Annotated in this window: 21 protein-coding genes; 14 read left to right on the top strand and 7 right to left on the bottom strand. The window is 42.4% G+C overall.

Annotated elements, in window-relative coordinates; genetic code table 11:
• Nucleotides 1-13: 13 nt before the first annotated feature.
• Nucleotides 14-1192 (bottom strand): amidohydrolase family protein, encoded by a 1179-nt coding sequence (locus EOD41_RS08015; RefSeq protein ID WP_127704257.1) that lies wholly within the window; start codon nucleotides 1190-1192, stop codon nucleotides 14-16.
• Between the two features lie 152 nt (nucleotides 1193-1344).
• Between EOD41_RS08015 and rlmN the strand changes: the two genes are divergently transcribed.
• Both rlmN and EOD41_RS08005 read left to right on the top strand, forming a co-directional pair.
• On the top strand, nucleotides 1345-2409 hold the full coding sequence (rlmN, locus tag EOD41_RS08010; protein ID WP_127704256.1) for a 23S rRNA (adenine(2503)-C(2))-methyltransferase RlmN: 1065 nt from the start codon (nucleotides 1345-1347) through the stop codon (nucleotides 2407-2409).
• A gap of 5 nt (nucleotides 2410-2414) precedes the next feature.
• Nucleotides 2415-3113 carry a ComF family protein gene (locus tag EOD41_RS08005; protein ID WP_127704255.1) on the top strand — a complete coding sequence of 233 codons (699 nt, stop codon included), beginning with the start codon at nucleotides 2415-2417 and terminating at the stop codon, nucleotides 3111-3113.
• A 145-nt stretch (nucleotides 3114-3258) separates the two neighbouring features.
• Here the strand turns inward: EOD41_RS08005 and EOD41_RS08000 are convergent, their stop codons facing one another.
• From EOD41_RS08000 to EOD41_RS07990, 3 genes are all read right to left on the bottom strand, one after another.
• Nucleotides 3259-6378: a PAS domain S-box protein gene (locus tag EOD41_RS08000; protein WP_127704254.1), complete on the bottom strand. Its 3120-nt coding sequence runs from the start codon at nucleotides 6376-6378 to the stop codon at nucleotides 3259-3261.
• Nucleotides 6379-6382: 4 nt separating this feature from the next.
• Entirely contained in the window at nucleotides 6383-7669 is a 1287-nt protein-coding gene (locus tag EOD41_RS07995) for a serine hydroxymethyltransferase (RefSeq protein WP_127704253.1), read from the bottom strand.
• A gap of 185 nt (nucleotides 7670-7854) precedes the next feature.
• A complete protein-coding gene (locus EOD41_RS07990; protein WP_240663259.1) occupies nucleotides 7855-8646 on the bottom strand; it encodes a segregation and condensation protein A in 792 nt (263 codons plus the stop codon).
• Nucleotides 8647-8924: 278 nt separating this feature from the next.
• Between EOD41_RS07990 and dxs the strand changes: the two genes are divergently transcribed.
• Complete coding sequence (gene dxs / locus EOD41_RS07985) at nucleotides 8925-10853, top strand: 1-deoxy-D-xylulose-5-phosphate synthase (protein ID WP_127704491.1); 1929 nt, start codon at nucleotides 8925-8927, stop codon at nucleotides 10851-10853.
• A gap of 139 nt (nucleotides 10854-10992) precedes the next feature.
• Here the strand turns inward: dxs and EOD41_RS07980 are convergent, their stop codons facing one another.
• Both EOD41_RS07980 and gmd read right to left on the bottom strand, forming a co-directional pair.
• The gene (locus tag EOD41_RS07980) at nucleotides 10993-12609 is read right to left on the bottom strand and encodes a gliding motility protein RemB (protein WP_127704252.1); all 1617 of its coding nucleotides are present in this window, start codon (nucleotides 12607-12609) and stop codon (nucleotides 10993-10995) included.
• A 15-nt stretch (nucleotides 12610-12624) separates the two neighbouring features.
• Nucleotides 12625-13761 carry a GDP-mannose 4,6-dehydratase gene (gene gmd, locus EOD41_RS07975; protein WP_127704251.1) on the bottom strand — a complete coding sequence of 379 codons (1137 nt, stop codon included), beginning with the start codon at nucleotides 13759-13761 and terminating at the stop codon, nucleotides 12625-12627.
• A gap of 441 nt (nucleotides 13762-14202) precedes the next feature.
• On the opposite strand from gmd, the gene EOD41_RS07970 reads away from it, so the two are divergent.
• From EOD41_RS07970 to EOD41_RS07920, 11 genes are all read left to right on the top strand, one after another.
• On the top strand, nucleotides 14203-15063 hold the full coding sequence (locus EOD41_RS07970) for a UDP-2,3-diacylglucosamine diphosphatase (RefSeq protein ID WP_127704250.1): 861 nt from the start codon (nucleotides 14203-14205) through the stop codon (nucleotides 15061-15063).
• A 48-nt stretch (nucleotides 15064-15111) separates the two neighbouring features.
• Nucleotides 15112-16116 carry a glycosyltransferase family protein gene (locus EOD41_RS07965; RefSeq protein ID WP_127704249.1) on the top strand — a complete coding sequence of 335 codons (1005 nt, stop codon included), beginning with the start codon at nucleotides 15112-15114 and terminating at the stop codon, nucleotides 16114-16116.
• Nucleotides 16117-16347: 231 nt separating this feature from the next.
• Nucleotides 16348-17334: a DUF6427 family protein gene (locus EOD41_RS07960; RefSeq protein WP_127704248.1), complete on the top strand. Its 987-nt coding sequence runs from the start codon at nucleotides 16348-16350 to the stop codon at nucleotides 17332-17334.
• 45 nt (nucleotides 17335-17379) lie between these two features.
• Nucleotides 17380-18072, top strand: coding sequence for a phosphoribosylformylglycinamidine synthase subunit PurQ (purQ, locus tag EOD41_RS07955; RefSeq protein ID WP_127704247.1), 693 nt, complete (start codon nucleotides 17380-17382; stop codon nucleotides 18070-18072).
• A complete protein-coding gene (locus EOD41_RS07950; RefSeq protein WP_127704246.1) occupies nucleotides 18072-18809 on the top strand; it encodes a type III pantothenate kinase in 738 nt (245 codons plus the stop codon). Before purQ ends, EOD41_RS07950 begins: the two co-directional genes overlap by 1 nt.
• On the top strand, nucleotides 18802-20121 hold the full coding sequence (locus EOD41_RS07945; protein ID WP_127704245.1) for a hypothetical protein: 1320 nt from the start codon (nucleotides 18802-18804) through the stop codon (nucleotides 20119-20121). Before EOD41_RS07950 ends, EOD41_RS07945 begins: the two co-directional genes overlap by 8 nt.
• Nucleotides 20122-20125: 4 nt before the next feature.
• Nucleotides 20126-20707 (top strand): LPS export ABC transporter periplasmic protein LptC, encoded by a 582-nt coding sequence (gene lptC, locus EOD41_RS07940; RefSeq protein WP_127704244.1) that lies wholly within the window; start codon nucleotides 20126-20128, stop codon nucleotides 20705-20707.
• Between the two features lie 95 nt (nucleotides 20708-20802).
• Entirely contained in the window at nucleotides 20803-22896 is a 2094-nt protein-coding gene (locus EOD41_RS07935) for a peptidylprolyl isomerase (RefSeq protein ID WP_317133192.1), read from the top strand.
• A 68-nt stretch (nucleotides 22897-22964) separates the two neighbouring features.
• A complete protein-coding gene (locus tag EOD41_RS07930; RefSeq protein WP_127704242.1) occupies nucleotides 22965-23483 on the top strand; it encodes a DUF2480 family protein in 519 nt (172 codons plus the stop codon).
• 122 nt (nucleotides 23484-23605) lie between these two features.
• Complete coding sequence (locus tag EOD41_RS07925; RefSeq protein ID WP_127704241.1) at nucleotides 23606-24382, top strand: DUF3108 domain-containing protein; 777 nt, start codon at nucleotides 23606-23608, stop codon at nucleotides 24380-24382.
• Between the two features lie 8 nt (nucleotides 24383-24390).
• The gene (locus EOD41_RS07920) at nucleotides 24391-24954 is read left to right on the top strand and encodes a DUF3109 family protein (protein ID WP_127704240.1); all 564 of its coding nucleotides are present in this window, start codon (nucleotides 24391-24393) and stop codon (nucleotides 24952-24954) included.
• 145 nt (nucleotides 24955-25099) lie between these two features.
• Here EOD41_RS07920 and EOD41_RS07915 read toward each other — a convergent pair whose 3' ends face one another.
• Nucleotides 25100-25813 carry a YjjG family noncanonical pyrimidine nucleotidase gene (locus tag EOD41_RS07915; protein WP_127704239.1) on the bottom strand — a complete coding sequence of 238 codons (714 nt, stop codon included), beginning with the start codon at nucleotides 25811-25813 and terminating at the stop codon, nucleotides 25100-25102.
• Nucleotides 25814-25873: the final 60 nt, after the last annotated feature.

Raw genomic sequence — 25873 nt, 5'->3', positions numbered from 1 at the left:
CTTAATCAACCAATTAAATCAATCGCTTCACCTTTGTTTCCGGTGTGATTTTCAGGTTATCAAGCCCGGTTATCAGATTAAGTCCGGGAGTTTTACCGGGTTGCAAGCTGCCTTTATCTTTATCGATACCTAAAAATTCGGCGCCATTGAGGGTACCCCATTGTATCAGTTGCTCAAGTCCTATCGTCGGGAATTTTTGCTGTATTACGCGCATTTCGCTTAGTATGCACAGCTTGTTATTTGAGGCAAGGCTATCGGTACCCAGTGTAATGTTAAAACCCTGATCTAAAAACAGATTTATTTTAGGCAAACGCTTTTCAATGTAAAGGTTAGCATTCGGGCAAAAGCACCAGTTGATATGCCTGTCGAAGCGTTTAATAAAATAAATATCTTTTAAGTTGGTGCAGGTATTGTGCACCAGTAATATTTCCTGGTTGCTGGTTAACAGTGGGATAATCGACTGCAGCGAGTTACGTGCCTGCGGTTTAAAATAATCGATGTCTAAACCCAGAAAATCATACAGATCATTAAACGCGCCAAGCTTGTAACGGTAAAATTTGTTCTCGTCCTCGCATTCCTGGTTGTGTATACTTATCAGGTTTTTACCGCTGTCGCTGTATCTTTTTATCAGTTTAAAAAGTTCTTTTGATACGGTATAAGGCGCATGCGGCGTAAGCGAAACTGAAAGCGGTTTAAACTTTTCAATCAGTTCAACGGCTGAATCAAAAACGGCCTGCGCCCGTTCGGGCAAAAAGCTAAAGGTTTCAACAAAAGTGTGATAGTATAGCTTACTATTTTTCTTTATATCGACAGTAATGCCGGTATTTGCGATGTCGCCAACGGCCACTATACCGTTATCATACATTTCCTGGTCGGCAAGGCGGGCCGCTTCAGTTACCTGATCATCATTATACTGTGCTTCTTTACGTATAGTTAGGATAGCCTTAATAAACTCTACAAGACCGTCGCCTGCTTTAATTTTGTCTTTAAGGTGTGATAATTCAAGATGGCAGTGGGTGTTTACAAAACCGGGACATAAAATGCCGTTCAATTGCTCTATATTACCTGATTGAATTGAGGAGGGGTCATCTGAGATCGCTAAAATTTTTCCGTTATCATCAACGGACACAATACCATTTTTTATCGGATCGGCATAAACTGGGTAAACGTAATCGGCTCTAAAGTGTTTCATTCAGGTATCTGTTAGCATCTTCTCAAAATTTCTCTCCAAATATATGCCATTTCGAATTATACAATTAACCTATAGTTGTTGTTTTTTAATCAAATAAAAAAGAAATGACTTTTTAAAAATATTAAATTTTTAAAATTAAGTACCTTTGTGTTGTGAATAGTGCAAAAGTAAAAATTGATATCCGCAGCCTGAGCCTGAACGACTTACAGGAGCAATTCATTCGTATGGAAGAAAAAAGCTTCAGGGCAAAACAGGTTTACGAATGGCTTTGGAAGAAATCATGTTTCTCATTTGATGAAATGAGCAATATTTCAAAAGAACTACGTACTAAGTTAAACGATAACTTTATTATTAATAACGTTAAAATTAACAGTTCACAACTTAGTGGAGATAAAACTATAAAAAATTCTTTTATTTTACACGACAATCATTTAATCGAAGGGGTTCTTATTCCAACTACTGAAAGAATGACTGCCTGCGTATCTTCCCAAGTAGGCTGCAGCTTAACGTGTAAATTTTGCGCGACAGGCTATATGGAGCGTAAAAGAAACCTTAATCCCGATGAAATTTACGACCAGGTGGTATTAATTGACAAGCAGGCGCGTGAAAATTATGGCATGCCGCTTACAAATATTGTGTACATGGGCATGGGCGAACCGTTGCTCAATTACGCCAATATGATGAAGTCGATTGAAAAAATAACCAGCGAAGATGGCCTGAACATGGCGGCAAAACGCATAACCGTTTCTACCGCGGGCATTGCCAAAATGATAAAAAAATTGGGCGATGACCAGGTGAAATTTAACCTTGCACTATCGTTACACGCCGCTAACGACGAAAAGCGAAATACCATTATGCCTATTAACGAGCAGAATTCGCTTAAATCTCTTGCCGAGGCATTGAAGTATTATTACGCTAAAACAAAAAATCCGGTAACATACGAGTATATTATTTTTGATGGTGTTAACGATGGCATACAGGATGCCATGGAACTGGCACGTTTTTGTAAACACCTGCCCTGTAAAGTGAATATTATTGAATACAATCCTATCGCTTTTGCCAGTTACCTTAATGCGGGCGAAGATAAGGTTGAAGCCTTCGCGGCATATCTGCGTAAACAGGGTATTACTACAAATGTTCGACGTAGCCGCGGTAAGGATATTGATGCTGCCTGCGGTCAGCTTGCCATAAAAGAAAAAGATAAAGCGCTGGCATAAGCACAATGAAACTGCTTAAAACCTACCTTTCCGACTTTTTTGCGCTTATATTTCCTGAGGTTTGTGCCGCTTGCGATGGTACGTTACTATCAGGCGAGCAAATTTTATGTACCGACTGCAGGTACAATTTACCATATACCAACTTCCATTTACAACCTGACAACATTGTTGCACGCCAGTTTTGGGGTAAAATAAATATTAAAGGCGCATACGCGCTGTTTTATTTTACCAAAGGTGGCAAAGTGCAGCAAATGGTGCACCGGCTTAAGTATGACGGTATCCAAAAAGTTGGTGTACTAACCGGTACCATAGCTGGTGAACAGCTAAGTAACAACAACATCTTTAAAACTGTCGATTATATTATACCAGTACCGCTACACAAAAGTAAGCTGCGAAAAAGAGGCTTTAATCAAAGTACCTGTTTTGCCAACGGATTGTCAGTAAAACTGAATGCACCTGTTGAGGAGCATAACCTGATACGAACAGTGGCTACAGAAACACAAACCAAGAAAAGCCGTTTTAGCAGGTTTCGTAACATGCAGCAAGTATTCGCCGTTGCTGATCCTGACAAATTGCAAGGCAAGCACATTTTGCTGGTAGATGATATTGTTACTACCGGCTCAACGTTGGAGGCCTGTGGTGTGGAACTGCTTAAAATTCCCGGGGTGAAGTTAAGTATTGTTACTATTGCGTATGCAGAGTAGGTAGTGATCAGAGATTGGAGAATAGAGACTAGTTTTTTGAAGACTAAACGTCATGCCAAATTTATTTCGGCATCCTACCTTTCAATAATTGCTTATTTTCAGAAGGAGAGATCCTGAAACAAGTTCAGGATGACCGTATGGCAAGTTACTGTTTCTGGTAACGGCTTAATTTAGTGTACAGCGTTTTCGGGTCGAATGGTTTAAGCAGGTAATCATTCATACCGGCGTGCGTGATCTGGTTAATCTCTGTATTCAGCATTGACGCCGTTAAGGCTATAATAGGCAATTGCTGAAAATAGCTTTCACTTTTCGAGCGGATGATTTGCGTAGCTTCTAGGCCGCCCATTTCAGGCATGTGTATATCCATCAGCACGGCATCGTAATTCAAGTTAGCCTCAATTTTTTCAACCGCCTCTCGACCGTTCTCAGCAAAATCGGCAGTGGCGCCCCATTTCTTAAGCACCTTGTTAACCAGCAGCCTGTTAATCTGGTTATCATCAACTACCAAAACGTTTATGTTTAATTCTGCTTCCACTGTGCTATTGTTATTGTTTATCTGGCTTTCGGCCTTTTCAAACGATATTGTAAACCAAAAGGTTGAGCCTTGACCAACTACACTATCAACATTTATACGCGAATCGTGCAGTTCAATAAGTCGCTTACTAATAGGTAAGCCAAGCCCTGTACCTCCGTATTTGCGTGTTGTATCGGCCTCGGCTTGCTTAAATGCCTCAAATATGGTATTTATTTTGTCATTTGCAATACCAATTCCGGTATCAGCCACTGCAAACCTTATACGTACTTTCTTAGCACTTTGTTCTATAACTTTTATATCAATTGTTACACCACCCTCATTGGTAAATTTAACCGCGTTACTTACAAGGTTTAACAATATCTGGCATAAGCGTGTACGGTCGGCCAGTATAACCTGAGGCAATGAAGGATCAAGGTTCGCTTTCAGATAAATATTTTTTTCCTGAACCTTATATTTCAACGACGCGATAACGCTTTGTATCATTTCGCGGGTGTCCACATTTGCTTTCTCAAGCTCGATGTTACCGGTTTCTATCTTGGTAAAGTCAAGTACATCGTTTATCAGCGTAAGCAGGTTCTCGGCGCTAAACTTTAATATATTCAGGTTCTCTTTTTGTGATTCGAGCGGATTTTCTTCTATCAGCAGGTGCGACATGCCTATCACCGCGTTCAGCGGCGTACGCATTTCGTGGCTTAGTACTGATATAAACATATCCTTGGCACGGTTAAGCTGTATGGCCTCTTCTTTAGCGGCTATCAACTCAAGCTCAACCTTCTTTTTGGCAGTTATATCAATAATTACCTCTATATATTTGTCAACCTTGCCGGTATCATCCAGTATCACCGAATTAATTACCGATATCCACAGCGGTTGCCCGTCTTTACGATATATCAACAGATCTACCTCAAACGATTGTTTATTTTTTGATAGTTCACGGGTGCGCTCAATTATTGAAAAGTCGGTAAGTTCACCCTTAACCACATCGCCAAGGTGTTTCCCTTTTATATCATCAATACTGTAGCCGGTAATCTTTTCAAAACCACTGTTTATCCATTCAACGTTACCTTCGCTATCATTTATAATAACACCACCTGTAGTGCTGCTGGCCACCAGTGAAAGCATTTTAAGCTGCTGTTCAACTTTTTTACGCTCGGTGATATCAACCATGACACCTACCTGGCGCTCAACAGTTCCAACTTCGTTAAACAACGGACTGTTGGTTATCCATACCCACTTAGGTGTACCGTCTTTTTTGTAGATTTTTATTTCAACATCATACGGGCGATTTTCGGCAACGGCTTTTAACGCTTTTTCAAACACGCTCATGTCAGTATCTTCGCCCAGCAGCATGGTACCAAAGGTTTTTCCTTCCATCTCGGCAAGGGTATAACCAATAATATCTTCCATTACCTCATTCATCCAAACCACTCGTCCCTCAGCATCGCGTATTATGATACCTCCCGGCGATTTACGTGCGGCAAAAGAAAGTATCTCCAAATCCTGTTCGGCACGCTTACGCTGATTGATATTGATTATAACCCGTATATACTTGTCTATCTCACCATCAGCTTTAAAAATAAATGAGTTAATGATCTTAATCCAAAGTGGTTCACCCTCTTTTTTGGTCATTAAAAGATCAATCTCATATGACTTCTTTTTGCTGATCAACTCATTTAACCGCAGTATATCAGGGTTGGTCTCCGGATTTTTAAGAATGATATTTCGCAGGCGATTGCCTTCAACATCTTTTAGGTTAAAGCCGGTAATATCTTCAAAAGCATCGTTAACCCATACCACCTTATCATTGGCATCGCTTATTACTACTCCGTTACTTACCTTACTGGCTACCAGCGACAGCTGTTCCAACTCGACATGAAGGCGCTTATGTTCGGTTACGTCACGTCCACTGGCATACCACTTATTCTCTTTAAATGATAACGACCAGCTTATCCATAATTTTTCTCCTTTTTTATTAATAAGCTGCGTTTCGATATCCTGGCTGCGGATGTTGCCTGATTTAAGCCTTTCTAATGAAACATTGCGGCTTTCTTCACTAAAAAACTCCCAGATGACATGGCCTGTCACTTCCTCGGGCGAATAGCCTAAAACATTGGTAACCGCTTTGTTAATAAGTTCCACTCTGAAATCCTTGTCCATTATGCAATGAACTTCAGGAGAGGTATTAAAAAGATCAAAAAACTCCTCGTGAATGCGTACACTGGCTTCAAGTTCCATTTTTTGCTTGCGCAGTGTAAGGTGCGACATCACCTCGCCGGCAAGTGTGCTTAAAGCTTCACGCTGTTGCTCGTCAAGCTGGCGCGGAACACGATCAATAACACACAATGAGCCCAGTCGATGCCCTTCGGGATCAACTATAGGTGCGCCTGCATAAAATCTGATGTTAGGATCGCCGGTTACGAAAGGATTATTTTTAAATCTATCGTCTTGTGTGGCGTTATTTACCTCAAGAATGTTGTCGCTTTGTATAGTGTAATTACAAAAAGCGTCGGCACGGGGAGTGCCATCACCATCAATACCCACCACCGACTTAAACCACTGTCTCTTTTCATCAACCAGTGTTATAAGCGCTATTGGCGCCCGGCAGATGTATGATGCCAGTTTTGTAATGGCATCATACTCTTTCTCGGGTAGGGTGTCCAATATGGCGTACGAATCAAGCGCCGCCAAACGTTCAGCTTCGGTATTTTGAGGGGTATTTTCTTTAATCACGTAATTATTCTGATCCCTTATCCTTGTATAAAGGATAATCTGCCATTAATTTATGAACTTTTTTACGTATCTTCTTTAAAGAAAGTTCATTTTCAGGATCAACAATTACAGCGTCAATTAGTTCAACAATTTGTTCCATTTGTTTTTCTTTTAGTCCGCGGGTAGTGATGGCGGCAGTACCAACTCGTATTCCCGAGGTTACAAACGGTGATTTATCGTCAAATGGAACCATGTTTTTGTTCACAGTGATGTCTGCATTTACCAACGCGTTTTCAGCAGCTTTGCCCGAAATATTTTTGTTTCTCAGGTCGATAAGCATCAGGTGGTTATCAGTTCCGCCCGAAATAATATCGTAGCCACGCTCAACAAATGCTTTTGCCATTGCTTCGGCGTTCTTTTTTACCTGTACAATATATTTCATATAGCTATCGCTAAGCGCTTCGCCAAAGGCAACGGCTTTAGCGGCAATGATATGCTCAAGCGGACCGCCCTGTGTACCCGGGAACACGGCCATATCCAATAACGACGACATCATACGAATTTCGCCTTTTGGTGTTTTGTGGCCAAACGGGTTTTCAAAGTCTTTACCCAGCAATATCAAACCACCACGTGGACCGCGCAAGGTTTTGTGTGTAGTAGTGGTAACAATGTGGCAATGCGGCAGCGGATCAGTTAACAAACCGCGGGCAATTAAACCCGACGGGTGCGAAATATCAGCCAATACTAAAGCGCCTACTTTATCAGCCACTTTACGGATGAATTCATAATCCCAATCGCGCGAGTAGGCTGAAGCGCCGCAGATGATCATTTTCGGTTTTTCTTTCAGAGCCACTTTTTCAAGCTGCTTGTAGTCAATCAAACCGGTTTCTTTATCAACACCATAAAAATGCGACTCATACAACTTTCCCGAGAAGTTTACCGGCGAACCGTGCGTTAAGTGCCCGCCATGTGATAGGTCGAACCCAAGAATTTTGTCGCCCGGATTTAAGCAAGCCAGCATTACTGCGGCGTTTGCCTGCGCGCCTGAGTGTGGCTGCACGTTTGCCCATTCGGCGTTAAACAGTTGCTTGGCACGCTCAATAGCAATTACTTCAATTTCGTCAACTATCTGGCAGCCGCCATAATAGCGTTTGCCCGGCAGGCCTTCGGCATACTTGTTGGTAGCAACAGAACCCGCGGCTTCCATAACCTGGCGACTTACAAAATTTTCAGATGCTATAAGTTCAATGCCTTCTTCCTGGCGTTGCTGTTCTTCGTCGAGTAGTTTAAATATTAGTTTGTCTCTTTTCATGTGATATTTAAAAACGCCGCTAAGTTAGGTATTAGATATGAGATAAGAGATTTGAGATGTGAGATTTAGAGGTTTTAGATATGAGGCCTGAGATTTAAGAGGTGAGACAACCACTCACTTTTGATAATTATCAACAGACCTTTTAAATACCAACCTATCTCATATCTAAATATTCAATCTGAACATTATGTCTCCTTAGGCGATATCCTGAAATTGTTGTAACCAAGTCCAATTTGAATATCGATGAGTTCCTGCTGCAGCATTTCAAGCATGGCGAGGAAATTATATACAAAATGGACTTTGTTGTCGGAGCTTGACGCCATCGATTTAAAATCCATCATTTTGTTGATGCGAAGCAGGTCGGCAATAGCTTTTTTTTGCTGTTCAATGGTATACGGATATTGTACTACTGTATGGACAACCTCTTCGCGGCGATTAAACAGATTGCGCATCACACGCTCATACACCACCATCAGCTTATACAAAGTAACTTCCGACAGTTCTTCGCCCGGCAGCGTTACCTTTTCCATCTGCTCGATATCTGAAGCAATGTTTCCGCGTTTTTCCTGTTTTAGCCGTTCGTCCTCAAATACGCGCAACTCCTCACACAGGTCTTTAAAACGTTTATATTCTACCAGTTTGCGTATCAGTTCTTCCTTGGTGTCAATCTCGTTACCGGCCTCGTCGGTTTCGAAACGCGGCAGCAGCATTTTAGCCTTGATGCGCATCAGCGTGGCAGCAACGAAAATAAACTCACTGGCCACTTCCATGTTCAGGCTGGCCATCTGGTTAATGTAGTTCAGGAAATCATCGGTAATACGGGCTATGGGAATATCATGAATATTAAGCTCATCGCGCTCAATAAAAAATAACAGCAGATCGAACGGTCCTTCAAACTGGGGAAGTTTTATTTCGAAATTTTCATCCGTCATAGCCGGTATAAAAGTAAGGAATTTGCCTGATGTAGCCTCACCCATTAATGTTAGTGCTAAATCACTGACTAAACCACCCTCTCCGACTGGAGAGGGTTTGTAGTGTCACTGCAAATTGTAGTTGAGTTGATGGGTGAGGCGGTAAGTCACAAGTTTGCTTTGTAGTTCCTTTACGCAAAACGGAATTCGTGACAACCCCCGCATCTCACAAATCATGCTCAAAATTTCTCTTCCTATTTAAAACAATTATATCTTTATAGTTGTCCTTTTTTTATTCTGTTAATTCCCGTAATTTGCGGGTTAAATTTTTACTCTTAATGTCGATGCAGGTACCGGCCGGTAATTTGTTAGAAAAAATCAATTACCCATCTGATTTAAAGCAATTTAGCGAAGACGAGCTTGAGCTTGTCTGTCAGCAGCTGCGTCAGTATATTATTGATGTTGTGTCGGTAAACGGCGGACATTTCGCTGCCAGTTTGGGTGTTGTTGAGCTAACCGTAGCTTTACAATACGTTTTAAACACCCCTTACGACCAGCTGGTTTGGGACGTGGGTCACCAGGCTTACGGGCACAAAATATTAACCGGCCGCCGTGATGTTTTTCATACCAACCGTGTATATAAAGGTATAAGCGGTTTCCCTAAACGCGGCGAAAGCGAGTATGATACCTTTGGCGTAGGCCACTCGTCAACCTCTATTTCGGCGGCATTGGGGATGGCTGTTGCATCACACTACAAAGGTGAAAAAGACCGCCAACATGTGGCAGTGATCGGCGATGGAGCCATGACAGCAGGTCTTGCTTTTGAAGCGCTTAACCACGCTGGGATCGAAAACTCGAACCTGCTGGTGATATTGAACGACAATAACATGTCGATAGACCCGAACGTGGGCGCGCTTAAAGAATATCTCACCGACATTACTACCTCAAGACAATACAACCGTTTCAGAGACGATATAGCGAATGTGCTTACCAAGCTGTCGCAGGTTGGGCCCGATGCGTTCAAGATCGCCAAGAAAATAGAGAAAAGCATAAAAGGCACCTTGCTTAAACGCAGCAACTTTTTTGAGGCGTTAAAGTTCAGATATTTTGGTCCGATTGACGGGCACGACGTAAAGCACCTTACTAAAGTGCTGCGCGATCTGCGTGATATACCCGGCCCGAAGCTTTTGCATTGCATCACCGTAAAAGGTAAAGGCTATGCGCTGGCTGAAAAAGACCAGACCAAGTGGCACGCTCCGGGCTTATTTGATAAAATAACCGGCGAGATCAAGAAAACAATAAGCGAAAAACCGCAGCCACCAAAATACCAGGACGTATTTGGCCATACAATTATTGAACTGGCCGAACAAAATCCAAAGATCATGGGTATAACCCCGGCTATGCCATCCGGCTGTTCGCTTAACCTGATGATGAAGGCTATGCCCAACCGCGCGTTCGACGTTGGTATTGCCGAGCAGCATGCGGTAACGTTCTCTGCCGGACTTGCTACACAAGGACTTGTACCCTTTTGTAACATATACTCAAGCTTTATGCAGCGGGCGTATGATCAGGTGATTCATGACGTAGCTATACAAAAACTTAACGTGGTGTTTTGCCTCGACCGTGCCGGTATTGCCGGTGCTGACGGCCCGACACACCATGGAGCATATGACCTTGCCTACATGCGCTGCATACCCAATATGACGGTATCGGCACCTATGAACGAGGAAGAACTGCGTAACCTGATGTTCACTGCCCAGCAGGAAAACATGGGACCGTTTGTGATACGTTACCCACGCGGCAATGGCGTTATGGTTGACTGGCAGCGCCCTATGAAGGCTATTCCCGTTGGTAAAGGCCGGTTAGTAACTGATGGTGAAGAAGTGGCCATATTAACTATAGGTACCATTGGCAACGAAGCAGTGAAAGCAATCACCGCCTTAAATACCGAAGGCTACTACCCTGCTCATTACGACCTGCGTTTTGTTAAGCCGTTAGACGAAGCATTACTGCATAGCGTATTCCAAAAGTTCTACAAAGTTATCACTGTTGAAGATGGTTGCCTTGAAGGCGGCATGGGCAGCGCGGTGCTTGAGTTTATGGCCGACAAAGGCTATAGCGCACAGGTAAAACGACTGGGTATGCCTGACGCAATCATTGAACACGGTGAACAACCCGAACTTTGGGCCGAATGCGGTTATGATGCCAACGCTATTGCCGAACAGGTAAAAGCCTTCGGCATCAGCAAAAAGGCGCATACTATAGCGTCGTAAAAGTTAGCTGTTATTATTCTACGTCATCCCGAACTTGTTTCGGGATCTCTCAAAATATGTTTATTAGTTTGTGAGATGCTGAAAGAAGTTCAGCATGACATAAGTAATCAAGGTAATTTTAAAATCGTTAAATCGAGGTCTATCTCGCCCTATAACTTGCCAGATCGCTGTAAAAGCTACGGAACGAACTGCGGATACCCAATGTCAGCATGGCGGTTCGGCTGGTGAATTGTTCGTTAGTATCATTTCTGAAAATGCCGCCTAATTCGATACGCAGATTAGTTTTAGGATTAAGCAGGAAACCTACCTTGCCTTCAAAATAAATCATGTTAGTTGTTAGTCCCTGACCGGTGTAGTTACCAAAAGCACGCACAGGATCTCGATAGTTTTCAAACAGGTCTTTACCGTAATTCTTTCCATCTTCATCAAGTCCGTAATGGCCATAGTCTATCTCACCCGAAAAATCAAAACGTTTGTACGAGTAATTCAGCAAACCAACTACCTCCCTGAAGTTAGCTCCCCATGGATGCGCCAGTGGTTCGCTGTTGCCGGTATAATTCATTTGCGGACTGCGCTGCGAGTAGGTGTATGGGGTTACGTTGTTGGTCTCTACCAAATAATTCAATCCTGATACACCAAACAGATTAGCGCCCCTTAAACCCAGTTGCCAGCCATACTTATTACGCGCACTGCCATTGTTGGAAAAAAAGTTTGATGTTTCAAACTCATCAAGCATAAACTGTCCGTATAAAGTTGCGCCATTACTTATCTTCCATTTCGAGTTGAAACCCAATATCACGTTATCAGGCGAGCCGCTTGATGCCTCAACCGGACGCAGGAAGATTATAGGGTTTATATATGCGAAATCAAACCCACGCTTGGTTCCATCATCAAACTGGTTAGCCCATGTAACTGTTTCAAAGAACCCAACCGAAACACGGTTGCTGATATTCCAGTCTAAGTAGTGAAATATGGCCCATTTGTGCTTATCGGCAGAATAGTTGTTAATTGCCGGGTTCATTGGGTCGTTCATATAACTCCACATAGCCATGTATCGTACGTTACCTAATGTACCTACCAGCCTGAAAAATGGTGCCGGTGAAGCATAGTCTGATAATAACAATGAACGATAACCATCGCCAACGAATGATTTATCGCGGCCAGCTGAAATATTAAGATACTTTATGGGCGTGTATGATACGGTAGCAGTAATGTACGACCAGTCTTTATTTTGGCCCGAACCGCTGCGGTTGTATGCCTGCCCCGGCACAATACCTACCTGGTTAATGTAAGTATCAAGGTATTCGGGAAAGTTGGCTGTGTTTAAAAATCCACCAACGTTGTAAGAAAACTTATCTCCTACCGTTCCGCCCAGTTGCATACCAAGGCCAAACAGGTGAGTATTTTCTTTAAACTGACTGAAATTCCTGCCAATTGTAACGTCGGGCAATACATCAGCATAAAAACTGTTGTTTGCCGTCCGGCTATCAATTAAATGCTCTGTAAAAAGCTTACGGTAACCTAAGGAATGTGTATCACCGTCGTTGCCCATGTTCATCAGCGAATCGTACGCCGCACGCAGCAGCGAGTCATCGGCGAAATATGGCTTTAACGCGGTATGTACCCGGGTTTGGGTTGAATAAGCGGTACTATTTAGTTTTTGATAGAATTGATATGAATAAGGCTGGTATTGTGATTGCGCTTTTGCCGCAAATACAGTTAATCCTAAAACAGCGCTTATAAATAGTTTTTTCATGCGTTATTGTTTACCTTATTCAAAATAATTAAGTGTTTTAAATCCTCCCCTGCGTAAATGATCATCCTTCTTAACCAGATGCAGATCTGAACGTACCATATCCTCAACCAGCGCCTGCAGATCATACTTAGGTTGCCAGTCCAATTTTTGATGTGCTTTTGTTGCATCACCTATCAGCAAATCAACCTCAGTAGGGCGGTAATATTTAGGGTCGATCTTTACCACTGTTTGCCCGAAGCGCAAAACATCCGGATTTAGTCCGTTGTGCTGCATCTTCTCAACATCCATATCAATTACTACCCCTTTTTCGAAAGCTTCTTTACCGCTGAACTCTACCTCAATACCTAGTTCGATAAAGGCAAGACGAATAAAGTCGCGCACGGTGGTTGTTACACCTGTAGCTATCACAAAATCTTCCGGTTTATCCTGCTGCAGCATCAGCCACATGGCTTCTACATAATCTTTGGCATGGCCCCAGTCGCGCTGCGCCGACAGGTTACCCATGTACAAAAAGTCCTGCAAGCCCAATGCTATTTTGGCCACACCACGGGTGATCTTTCGGGTAACAAAAGTTTCGCCACGTACCGGGCTTTCATGATTAAATAATATGCCGTTGCAAGCATACATGTTATATGCTTCGCGATAGTTTACGGTTATCCAGTAGCCATACATTTTGGCTACGGCATAAGGCGATCGGGGGTAAAAAGGCGTTGTTTCGCTTTGCGGAACAGCCTGAACCAATCCGTATAACTCTGATGTAGATGCCTGGTAAATCCGCGTTCTTTCTGTTAGCCCGAGTATTCTTACAGCCTCAAGCACTCGCAGTACGCCTATTCCGTCGGCATTGGCGGTATATTCGGGCGTATCAAAACTCACTTTTACATGGCTTTGCGCAGCAAGATTATAAATCTCATCAGGCTGTACTTCCTGTATAATCCGAATCAGGTTCGTTGAGTCGGTAAGGTCGCCGTAGTCAAGCTTAAGCTTTACGCCCTGTTCGTGCGAGTCGTGGTACAGGTGGTCAATACGATCGGTATTAAAAAGTGACGACCTGCGTTTAAGCCCATGTACCATATAGCCCTTTTTCAGCAGAAATTCTGCCAGGTAGGCGCCGTCCTGCCCGGTTATACCTGTAATTAAAGCCGTTTTCATGTACAATAGGCGTGCTAAGCTTAAACACTACAATATTATCTATTTTAATTGTAAAACAGGCATAAGTATAAGCTTTGTGGTTGATTTAATCCCATATATCGTATTACAAAAATATTACCTGCAACATATCGTTTAAGTTATTAACACATAAATACTGTTTGTTAAAAAATAAAGGGTTATCAGGCAGTTAAACCATTTATCTTTATATAGTCTTAACAATTAAATAACCTGATATACTGATTTTTGTAAAAACTTATTACAATGAATTTTGAGTTTGCTTATTTGATTGTGATAGCGTTGCTGGGGCTCACCGGCATCTTCTATTTCAGTCCGTATGAACTGAAAGTTGATGAAGACGAAGACAACGAATAGTTGCACCTGCCCCAATAATTTTTTATTTCCGGTTCAGCGAGCCGGCCGGATAAATATCCCCGAATTTTAATGGCGAAACGCGAAGTTGACATAGTTGTAATATCTGATGTGCATTTGGGCACATATGGCTGCCATGCAAAAGAACTGCTGAAATACCTTAAAAGTATTAAGCCTAAACTACTGGTGCTTAACGGTGATATTATTGATATATGGCAGTTCAGTAAATCGTACTGGCCCGAGGCGCATATGAAAGTGGTGCGCCGTATTTTGAAATTTGTTACCGATGGTGTACCTGTTTATTATCTTACAGGAAACCACGATGAGATGCTGCGCAAGTTTGCCGATTTTAATTTAGGTACTTTTCAACTAATGAACAAAGTTGTGCTGAACATCGAAGGTAAAAAAGCCTGGATATTCCACGGTGACGTGTTCGACGTTACCATGCAGCACTCAAAATGGCTGGCTAAACTGGGCGCCGTGGGTTATGATTCGCTGATACTGATCAACAGCTTTGTAAACTGGGTACTTACCTTATTTGGTCGCCCCAAAATGAGTTTCTCGCAAAAGGTTAAAGCAAAGTTTAAAGACGCCGTTAAGTTCATCAATCAGTTTGAGCAAACCGCCGCCGATTTGGCTGTAGACAAGCAATACGACTACGTAATTTGCGGACATATTCACCATGCGGAAATACGCGAAATAGCATCAACCGAAGGTACCGGTTCAGTAACATACCTTAATTCGGGCGATTGGGTGGAAAGCCTTTCGGCACTTGAATATCACGATGGCAACTGGAAAATATTTCGTTACCGGCCTGAGGATTTTATGGCGCTGCCTGAAAGTGAGGACGACGACACTACTGATACCGAAGACCTGAAATCACGTCTTGATGTAAACATTCTGCTGGAAAAATTCAGGCAGGAACATCATTAATTGTTCCACCCTTATATATTTGCGCATCAAGTAAGCTGCTTTTGCTAAATGAACATCCTTTTTGCCATACAGGGAACAGGTAACGGCCATATAAGCCGGGCACGCGAAATTGTACCGCTGCTGCAACAGTACGGCAATGTCGATTTGCTGGTAAGCGGCACCGAGGCGGAGGTAAGCCTTTCGCAACCGCTTAAATACCGGTTTCACGGCTTCAGTTTCATATTTGGCAAAAACGGAGGGGTAGATAAGTGGGCTACGTACAAAACCATGAACATCCGTAAGCTGATTAATGATATCCGCAGCCTGCCGCTGAAGCATTACGACATCATCATTAACGATTTTGAACCGGTAAGCGCATGGGCATGTAAGCTGCAAAAGCTGCCATCAGTATCGTTAAGTCACCAATGCTCGTTTGTATCACCAAATACGCCTCGCCCTGAAAAGTGGAACTATGCCGAATGGCTGTTTAAATACTACTCGCCAACCACGCATCATATCGGTTTTCATTTTGAGCGGTATGATGACTTTATACACACCCCGGTTATCCGCAGCGAAATACGCCGCATGGAAGTAAGTAATAAAGGCCATTATGCAGTTTATTTACCGGCTTACCAGGATAAAACACTTGTAAAGTATCTGTCTAAGCTAAGTGGTGTTGAGTGGCAGGTGTTTTCTAAAAGGCAGAAGCGACCTATACGTGAAGGCAATGTGCAGATATTTCCGGTGAATAATGAGTCATTTAACACCAGCCTGGCCAGTTGCGAAGGCCTGCTAACCGGCGGTGGTTTTGAAGGCCCGGCAGAAGCGTTGTTTCTGCAGAAAAAGGTAATGATGATACCCATGAAAGGTCAGTTTGAGCAACAATGCAACGCGCTGGCAGCATCAAAAATGGGCGTACCGGTAGTGAATGCAATTGACGACCGCTTTGATCGTCACCTGTTCGACTGGGTACACAAGGGCGAGGTAGTTAAAGTTGATTTCCCCGATGAAACCGCGCAGATTGTGGATGATATGATAAAAAAGTATGCTAAAGCCGGTTTGATTTCGGCATAGTAAAAGAGACAATTCATTCAGGCATAATGTCATATCGACGAGGTAACGAGGAGATATCTTCTGAAAGCGAAATATCGGCATGGTGAAGAAGATTTTTACAATCGTGCGAAATGCCCCTCTTTGCCCTATTATCAATGGCACATAAAAACAACTTCATTACGCGAGTGGTTAAATACCAATAGCTAACTCAAGTCAATTTCATTAATATTGTGCCACGAAAACCGGCGCTAAATGATTAATATTTTCAGGAGCTATAACCCAATAAACATTGCATGGCTTGCCGTACTTACCTTACTTTTGCGCTTTGGGTATTTGGCACACGCGCCTTCGCAGGTAGAGTTTATTTTTGTTGAGCCTTTCGCACGACTGCTGGTACCGGTGAACTACGAATTTGCCTTGTCGCCGTTTTTTAATGTGCTGCTTGCTTCTGCGCTGGTGTTTGTACAGGCGCTATTGCTGAATACGCTGGTTAATTATTTTAACCTGGCTGGTAAGCCTTCATACTTACCGGCGTTAATGTATATTACCCTTTCGGCTCTTTTTACACCCTTTTTGATACTAAGCGCCCCGTTAATATGTAATTTCCTGGTTATACTAATGTTGTATAAACTTTTTGCATTGTACCAGGGCGGTGGTGTTATGGCGGCCGCGTATGATTTGGGGCTTATCGTGGCATTGGGCTCACTTATTTACCTGCCGTTTATTTACCTGTTTTTAGTGGTGCTGATAGCGCTTGTTACCTTCCGCCCATTTAACTGGCGTGAGTGGACGGCCGCCATATTAGGCTATGCCACAGTGTTTTTCTTTTTAGCGGTTGTTTACTACAGCACTGGCAGAATGCATGCCTTTACCAAAATATGGCTGCCGCTGGGTACAAAGTTCCCTAATAGTATCAGCATAAACACTTATAACTTTTTATTGCTGATACCGGTAGCTTTTATACTTGTGTTATCCGCATACCGCTTGCAGCAGCATTTTTTTAAAAGCTATGTGCACATACGTAAGTCGTATCAATTACTGCTGATTTTTTTTATAGTTGCAGGGCTTTCTTTTTATGTAAAAGCTACTTTTCAGTTAAACCATTTCCTGCTTTGTGCTATTCCGGCGGCTATAGCATTTGCCTACTATTTTTTGTACTCAAACAGCCGCTGGTTTTACGAAAGCATTTATATCCTGCTGCTTGCCGGCATTATATGGTTTCAATTTAACACTTTTTAACCTTAACATTCGTTCTAATTTAAGCGGTTATGTTAGCTTTGTAGAATGAAATTTGGAGTAGTTATTTTTCCAGGCTCAAATTGTGACGAGGATATCATTTATGTTCTTGATAAAATTTTAGGGCAGGAAGTTGTTCGCCTGTGGCATAAGGATCATGACCTGCAGGGTGTTGATTTTGTAATATTGCCCGGCGGTTTTTCATTTGGCGATTACCTGCGCTCAGGCGCTATCGCGCGCTTTTCACCAATTATGCAGGAAGTGATACAATTTGCCAATAAAGGTGGCTACGTATTCGGCATTTGCAACGGTTTCCAGATACTCACGGAGTCGGGGCTGCTGCAGGGTGCGTTGCTGCACAACAAAAACCGCAAATTTATTTGCCGCAACACCTTTGTAGTTCCGCAAACCCAAAATTCACTGCTTACTAACCAGATCGATCTTCAGCGTGTGCTTAAAATACCTGTAGCCCATGGCGAGGGTAATTATTTTGCAGATGAAGCTACGCTGAAGTCGCTTAACGATAACGACCAGGTGTTGTTCAGATACAGTGACGACAGCGGAAATATAACTGATGACGCCAACCCTAACGGCACACTTGAAAACATTGCAGGTATTTGCAACATCAAACGCAATGTATTCGGTTTTATGCCTCACCCTGAACGTGCTGCCGACTCGGTGCTTGGCAACGAAGACGGGCTGGCCATTTTTGAGTCTATACTGTCAATGGTGAAAGCCTGATGGCCAACCTGGTTATTGATATTGGCAATACGCTAACAAAACTTGCAGTTTTTGAGCACGGCGACTTAGTGTTTGATGGCTTTTATGAGAATGGCGAGCAATTAACCACGCTGATATCAACACACCAGATAAAACAAGCCATCTATTCATCAGTAAAAAAAGAAACACCCGCATGGCTTGAAAATTTACAGCAAACCATGCAGGTAATAAAGTTTACTAATAGCATGGCTGCGGGCATAACAAACCGGTATGTGACACCACAAACCCTTGGTGCCGACAGGATAGCCGCCGTAGCTGGCGCCCGGCATTTGTATCCGGGTGAAAGCAGCCTTGTAATTGATGTGGGTACTACCATAACGTATGACAAGGTTGACGCTGAAGGAAACTATTATGGCGGCAGCATATCGCCGGGTTTAAATATGCGTTATAAAGCTTTAAACAATTATACCGCCGGTTTACCGTTAATTGATGCTGACGGCGCTTTTAACCGTGAATACGGCGACAGTACCGAAACTGCCATACGCTCGGGCGTGCAAAACGGCCTGAAATATGAACTGACGGGCTTTATTGAAAGTTATACAAAACACGATACAAAACTGAATATTATATTAACCGGGGGCGACAGCGAATTTTTTGATACTCTGCTGAAAAATAGCATCTTTGCGCCCTGCATAAAAATTGAACCTCACCTGGTTTTGATAGGATTGAATGCAGCTTTACTACAGGATAATGATTAAGTACTCAAGGATTTTTATAACAGCCGTACTGGCTGCCTTTGCATTTAATGCAAGCGCACAAAACACAAGTAATACCAGTTCGCCATATTCACAATTCGGGCTTGGTGATATTGAGCCGCAACTAACACCGCAAAGTGCGGGAATGGGCGGCATAGGTGTGGCCACAAACGTTGTCAGCAGTTTCAGCACAATTAATTTTCTAAACCCGGCCTCATATGCCATGATAAACCTAACTACGATTGATGTGGGCGTATTTGGCAGCAGTTTAAAATTAAGCCGCACGGGACAAGGGTCAGAAAACAGTACTAATTTCAGGTTGAACCACTTAGCTTTTGCTATTCCTGTAACAAAAAAATCAGCTTTAAGCTTTGGGCTTCTTCCATATAGCTCAGTAGGTTATAATTATAAACAAAGTTCACCCAACTTTGGCACCGGTTTGCCGGCTGATACTAACGAGGTTAATTTTACTTATAGTGGCGAAGGCGGTTTAAATAAAGCATATCTGGGTTATGGTTTCGGGATAGGCAATTTATTGTTAGGCGCAAATGTATCTTACCTGTTTGGCAATGTAAAAAATTATAGCTCAACAGAAATACCTGACCTCTACGGTACCCAATATACACGTAATGAAAACAACCTGAGTGTATCAGGCTTTAATTTTGATTACGGCGCGCAATATATGATTAAGATGGGTGATAAAAACTGGCTTACTTTGGGTTATTCAGGCTCGTTAAATTCAAAGCTAAACTCGCAGCAGGACAGATTTGTTACGCATTATATTAACGACAGTGAGGGCAGCCCGATAAATATTGACAGTTTAATAAATGTAGAAGGCGCTAAATCAAAACTGCAGTTGCCAATGATTAACCGCTTCGGGCTTTCATTCAAGGCAGGCGATAAATTACTGATTGGAGCCGATTACAGTACCGGTAAATGGAGTGAGCTTACTATAGCTGGCACTAATGCCGGGTTAAAAAACAGTCAAACTTTTAACGTTGGCGCTCAAATAACTCCTAACGTAAACAAGCTGAATAATTATCTTGCCCTTGTTGATTATAGGGTAGGCTTTATGTACAACCAAACCTACCTTAACCGTAACAATACTGATATTAACCAGTATGCGGTAACCTTTGGATTAGGCCTGCCGTTGCGCCCGAGCATCACTAACACAAGCTTTTACAAAATAAATGTGTCAGCTGAAATTGGCAAGCGGGGTACCCTGCAAAACAATCTGGTTAAAGAAAACTTTGTAAACATACGCCTTGGCTTCACCATAAACGACAAGTGGTTCCAACGTTACCGTTTCGATTAATGCTATGCCATACTTCAGGTCAAAATATTTCTTCAAATTAAGTACAGCAGGATTAATTTCCTGCTTTGTTTTTAGCGCGTGTGAAAACGATCTGAAGAAAATTAAAGAGATATCTGAACTTGAAGTAATTAAACCCGTTGAACGCAGTAAAGATGTCGAGATCATTTTCAGCGATTCGGCAAAAGTAAAAGCTAAGGTTGAAGCGCCTGTTATGCTTAATCATACCGTTGCCAAACCCTACCGTGAAATGCCCAATGGCGTTAAGATCACTTTTTATGAAAACCTGAAACCGGTTAACGTTATTACCGCCGAACATGGCATACAAAGGGAAAGTGAAAACCTTATTGAACTGCATAAAAACGTAGTGGCTAAAAATGAACAGGGCGACATTTTTAAATCGGAAGAATTGATATGGGATGGAAAAAATAAAAAGATCCGGTCGACCCAGCCTGTTCAGATATTCATGAAAAATGGAGACATCATTAACGGCACAGGCTTTGAAAGCAATGAAAGCTTTTACCCTTATACTTTAGATAATACTACAGGTATATTTAACGTGAATGAAAACCCCGGTTTCACACAGTAATTTGCGCTAAATTTTGTTTGCCCTAAATGCAGTAAAATTGTATCTTGCGCCCTCTTTTTAAATAGTTAAGTAACACAGAGATCTATATGGGAATAATGAGTTTTTTGCGCAACAGGATGGGCCTGATTTTGGTCATCGTCATCGGGTTGGCGCTTTTTGCTTTCATTGCAGGTGAGGTTATCCAATTTGGCGGGTCGTTTTTCCGCGACGATGCTACTACGATAGGCGTAATCGGCAAAGAAAAAATTTCATACGACGACTTTAATCAGAAGTACGAAAAAAATGCCGATCAGGCTAAACAGCAATTTGGTGGTAACATGTCGCCTCAAATTGTAAATTATATACAGGAAAACACCTGGAACCAGATAGTAAGCCGCACCATCCTTACAAACGAAATGTCCAAGCTTAACCTGGTTGTGGGCGCTGATGAAGCAAAGTCATTAATCAGCGGACCTAATCCGCATCCTCAAATTGTGCAGGCATTCACTAATCCGCAAACCGGCCAGCTTGACAGAGCTCAGTTGAACAACGTTCTTTCTAACGTAAGCAACGCTAAGGATGGCGACCAGATGAAAGCGCAATGGAGTGAGTTTGTTAACGGTATCATTGAATCAAAAAAAGCTGAAAAATATGTAAGCCTGGTTACTAATGGCTTGTATGTAAACTCACTTGAGGCGAAAGACGATTATGAAGCCAAAAACAAACTGGCTAACTTTAAATATGTGTCGCTTGACTATGCATCATTGCCTGACAACAAAGTAACCATCAGCGATGATGATTATCAAGAATACTACAATGAAAACAAACACCTGTTCAAAAACAAACAGGAATTAAGGAGTTTTGAATACGTAGCTTTTAACGGCGCACCAAGCAAAGAAGACAGCCTTGCCATTAAAGCACAAGTTGAAAAACTTGCCCAGGAATTCAAATCAACCAACAACGACTCGTTATTTGTACAGGTAAATGCTGATACAAAAGCCCCTTTAACATATCACAAAAAAGGTCAGCTTGATCCTGCACTTGACTCTGTAATGTTTAACGCTGCAAATGGTTTTGTTTACGGACCATACTCTGCAGACGGCAGCTACAAGATAGCGAAACTGATTGACGGCCGTACCGGACCTGATTCGGTAAAAGCAAGCCACATCCTTATCAGCGCAGCAGGCGGCCCGGAAAAAGCACTTGCAAAAGCCGATTCATTGAAAAAACTTATTGAAGGTGGTCGTTCTTTTGAAGAACTTGCAAAAACTTTCTCTGAAGACAAAGGCTCTGCTGAAAAAGGTGGAAGCCTTGGAACTTTCGGCCGTGGCGCAATGGTGCCTGTATTTGAAGAAGCAGCTTTTAACGGCAGCAAAGGTCAGTTAAAGGTAGTAACTTCTCAGTTTGGCGTTCACCTTATCCGTATTGAAGATCAAAAAGGTTCATCAAAAGTGGTTAAGGTTGCTGTGGTTGATAAACAAATAGCGTCAAGCCGTAAAACTCAGGATGCTGCTTATGGTAAAGCCAGCGCTTTCCTTAGCAAGGTTAATGAAAACAACTTTGATGCCCAGGCAAAAAGCGCTGGTGCAAAAGTGATTCCTGTAAATGATGTTAACGGCCTGGCGGCGGCACTTCCGGGACTTGATAACGCCCGCGATTTGGTACGCTGGATATTCAAAGCCGAACAAGGCGATGTGTCTGAACAAGTGTTTACAGTAGGTAACCAATATGTTGTTGCCCGCGTAACCCAGGTAAAACCCGAAGGTACATTATCACTTGACCTTGTTAAAACACAAATTGAGCCAATGGTTCGTAACAGGGTAAAAGCAAAACAGCTTACTCAAAAACTGCAAAGCGCGCTTAATGGCTCAACTACTATAGCACAGGTAGCACAAAAAGCAGGTGGCAAATTAGCTCCCGCACAAAATATAGTATTCGCTAACCCTGTTATCCCGGGATTAGGCTTAGAGTATAAAGTTATTGGCTCAGTGTTTGGTTCGCAGCCGGGTAAATTGTCAAAACCTGTGGAAGGCCAAATGGGCGTATATGTGTACAGTGTTGATGGTTTTGTTAAACCAGCTCCGCTTACCAATACAGTAAAAGAAAAAGAACAAATAGCTCAACAATTAGCTCAACGCTCGCAAGGTGCCCTGTTTGAGGCGCTGAAAGATAAGGCGAATGTAAAAGATTACAGGGCCAAGTTCTTATAACAGTATTTTAAAGTAATTTTGCATCCGGGAATGGTTACGCTGTTCCCGGATTTTTTATTTTAAGTAAGATGGAAATACAGGAAAACATCATCAACAAAGTGGCATTAAGCGGCCTGGTTACTTTAGACCCTGCTGAATTTTATACGCCTGGTGAACGTGTGGTGTACGATATAAAGGATAACCTTTTTCATGGACTTATTCTGAAAGAAAAAGATTTCAGGGAGTTTGTAAAAGGACATGACTGGAGCCAATATCAGGACAAGTATGTTGCCGTAACATGCACTGCCGATGCTATAGTACCTGCATGGGCTTATATGCTGCTGGCCAACCGCATGGCGCCTTATGCCAAAGAAGTTGTTTTTGGCGATGCCGATGTGTTGGAAACCGTGCTGTTTGTTAAAACAATAACCGCTAACCTTGAGGTAGAAAAATACCGTGATCAGCGGCTGGTTATTAAAGGTTGTGGTGATATACCGGTGCCTGTATCAGCCTACGTTGAGCTAACCAAACGGCTAACACCTGTAGCTAAAAGCCTGATGTTTGGCGAACCATGCTCAACAGTGCCTATTTATAAAAGGAAAGACTGAGTGGTCATTAGTCATTACTGAGACAATGACTAATGACAAGCGTAGCGAAATGACCAATGATCAACCTTATTAAACTATTTACTATACTGATTGTCAATACATGGCAAACAGTATAAACATAAATGAGAAATTTTTTTTTAAGCATCATATTTTTAGCATCGGCATTAACGGGCTTTTCACAAACGTTGGATCATGTTGATAACCCGGTATTTGGTGCAGGTGAGCAGCTAAGCTATAAATTGAAATATGGTATTTTTACAGCTGCCGAAGCTAATTTAAGGGTACAGGAAAGCGCCACCAAATTTGGCGGCAAACCAGCTTTACAAATAGTAGCCGAAGGCAAAACCGCCGGTACGTTTGATGTATTTTACAAGGTGCGCAACCGGTACGACAGCTATATTGATAAAAGCACCCTGCTGCCTTATTTTTACAGCGAGAACCGCCGCGAGGGCAGCTGGAAACATACCGATAAAGTGACCTTTAACCAGGCGGAGGGCAAGTTAAAAGCCGAAAAAGGCGAGTTTACTTTTGAGGGCAAGGTATTTGATTTTGTATCGGCATACTATTATGCACGCTCACTTGATATATCAAACGTAAAAGTAGGCGAAACGATAACTATGCCTTACTTTCTGGAAGATGGCATACATAACCTGACGGTAACTTATTTAGGTAAAGAAAAGGTGAAATGCTCAATGGGTACGTTTAACTGCCTTAAATTTAACCCGACCATTATACCCGGAAAGATTTTTAAAAAGAACAGCAAATTGATGCTATGGGTTACTGATGATGGTAACCGTATACCTGTTAAAGCGCACGTTGAAGTTATAGTTGGCAGTTTAACTATGGACTTAACCGGCGCCAAAGGGCTTAAACACCCGTTAAATCCTGTAAAGAAGTAAAATAAATAATGATTGAAGTTGGCAGTGTGCTGGTGCACGAGGATGTGATTAGAGAGAATTTTGTTTGTAACCTGAACAAGTGCAAAGGCGCATGCTGTATTGAGGGTGATTCAGGCGCGCCACTGGCTCATAATGAACTTGCCATACTTGATGAGATATACCCGAAGGTAAAGCCTTACATGACCGAAAAAGGCATTGCTACTATTGAGAAAGAAGGCACTTATGTTACCGACTTTGAAGGCGATTACACTACTCCCTGCGTTGATACTAACAAAGAGTGCGCTTATGTAACCTGGGAAAACGGCATTACCAAATGTGCTATTGAAAAGGCTTGGGAAGCTGGTGAGGTCGACTGGAAAAAACCTATTTCATGCCACCTCTACCCTATCCGGGTTACTAACTACCCTGAATTTGATGTATTACATTATGACCGCTGGAGTATTTGCAGCCCTGCCTGTTCATTTGGCGATGAATTAAAAGTGCATGTACACGAATTTCTGAAAGCGCCGCTTATTCGCAAATACGGCGAAGAATGGTATAAAGAATTGGAAGAGGCTGTAGAGATGATGTAAATTTGCTTCATTACCATGCTGTTCAAACATCCATCGGCGAATAGATTCTTCGCTATCGCTCAGAATGACAGAATAACCATTGTCATGTTGAAGAACTAAACATTTATCGACAATAGATCCGATACTTCGCTATCGTACAGAAGTACTATAACAACTCCATTAATTCTTTCAAACTGCTTATCTGCGCGGGTACATCCTTAGGCTTTTCCAATCCCGCGGGGTTGAAATAAATCGCATCCATACCATAGCTTAAAGCGCCGCGAATATCGGCTTCAATACTGTCCCCTATCATCAGGCAGCCGTTTTTGTCGCACCCTGCAAGGGTTATAGCATGTTCAAATATCGCCTGGTCAGGTTTATTGTAGCCGATGGTTTCGGATATAATAATGTTTTTAAAATAACCTGTAATATTGGTTCCGGCTGTTTTAAGCTCGGTTGATTCTTTAAAGCCGTTAGTGATTAGATGCAGCGTGTACTTGCTTTGTAAATATTGCAGGGTTTCATGCGCGTGCGGAAACAGGTTGGTTTTTGTTGGGCACAGTTGTACATACTCGTTTTCAAACGTTGGCGGCATCAAATCAGGTTCTACACCTAAATCAATAAAAGTCTTTTTAAAACGTGTTTCCCGCAGTTCGGCTTTACTAATATTCCCAACATGATATTGTGCCCATAACTGGTGATTGTTGCGTGTGTACGTTTCTATAAACGCATCTGCCGCAGGCAGGCCAAGGTCGGCGAGTTTATATGTAATATAAAGCTCATGCAGTGTTTCTTCAGCGTTCTTGTCAAAATCCCATATAGTATGGTCAAGGTCAAAAAATATATGGCTGTATTTCTTTGCTGTGGTAGATGTATTCATTGGCGCAAAGGTAGATAATTTGTAAATGACGGTTATTACGCTAATGTCAATTCAATACAC

It is taken from the genome of Mucilaginibacter limnophilus (assembly GCF_004005815.1).
Classification (GTDB): Bacteria; Bacteroidota; Bacteroidia; order Sphingobacteriales; family Sphingobacteriaceae; genus Mucilaginibacter; species Mucilaginibacter limnophilus.
Note: the sequence above shows the minus strand (reverse complement) of the source record. Positions and strands in the feature narration are given on the sequence as shown.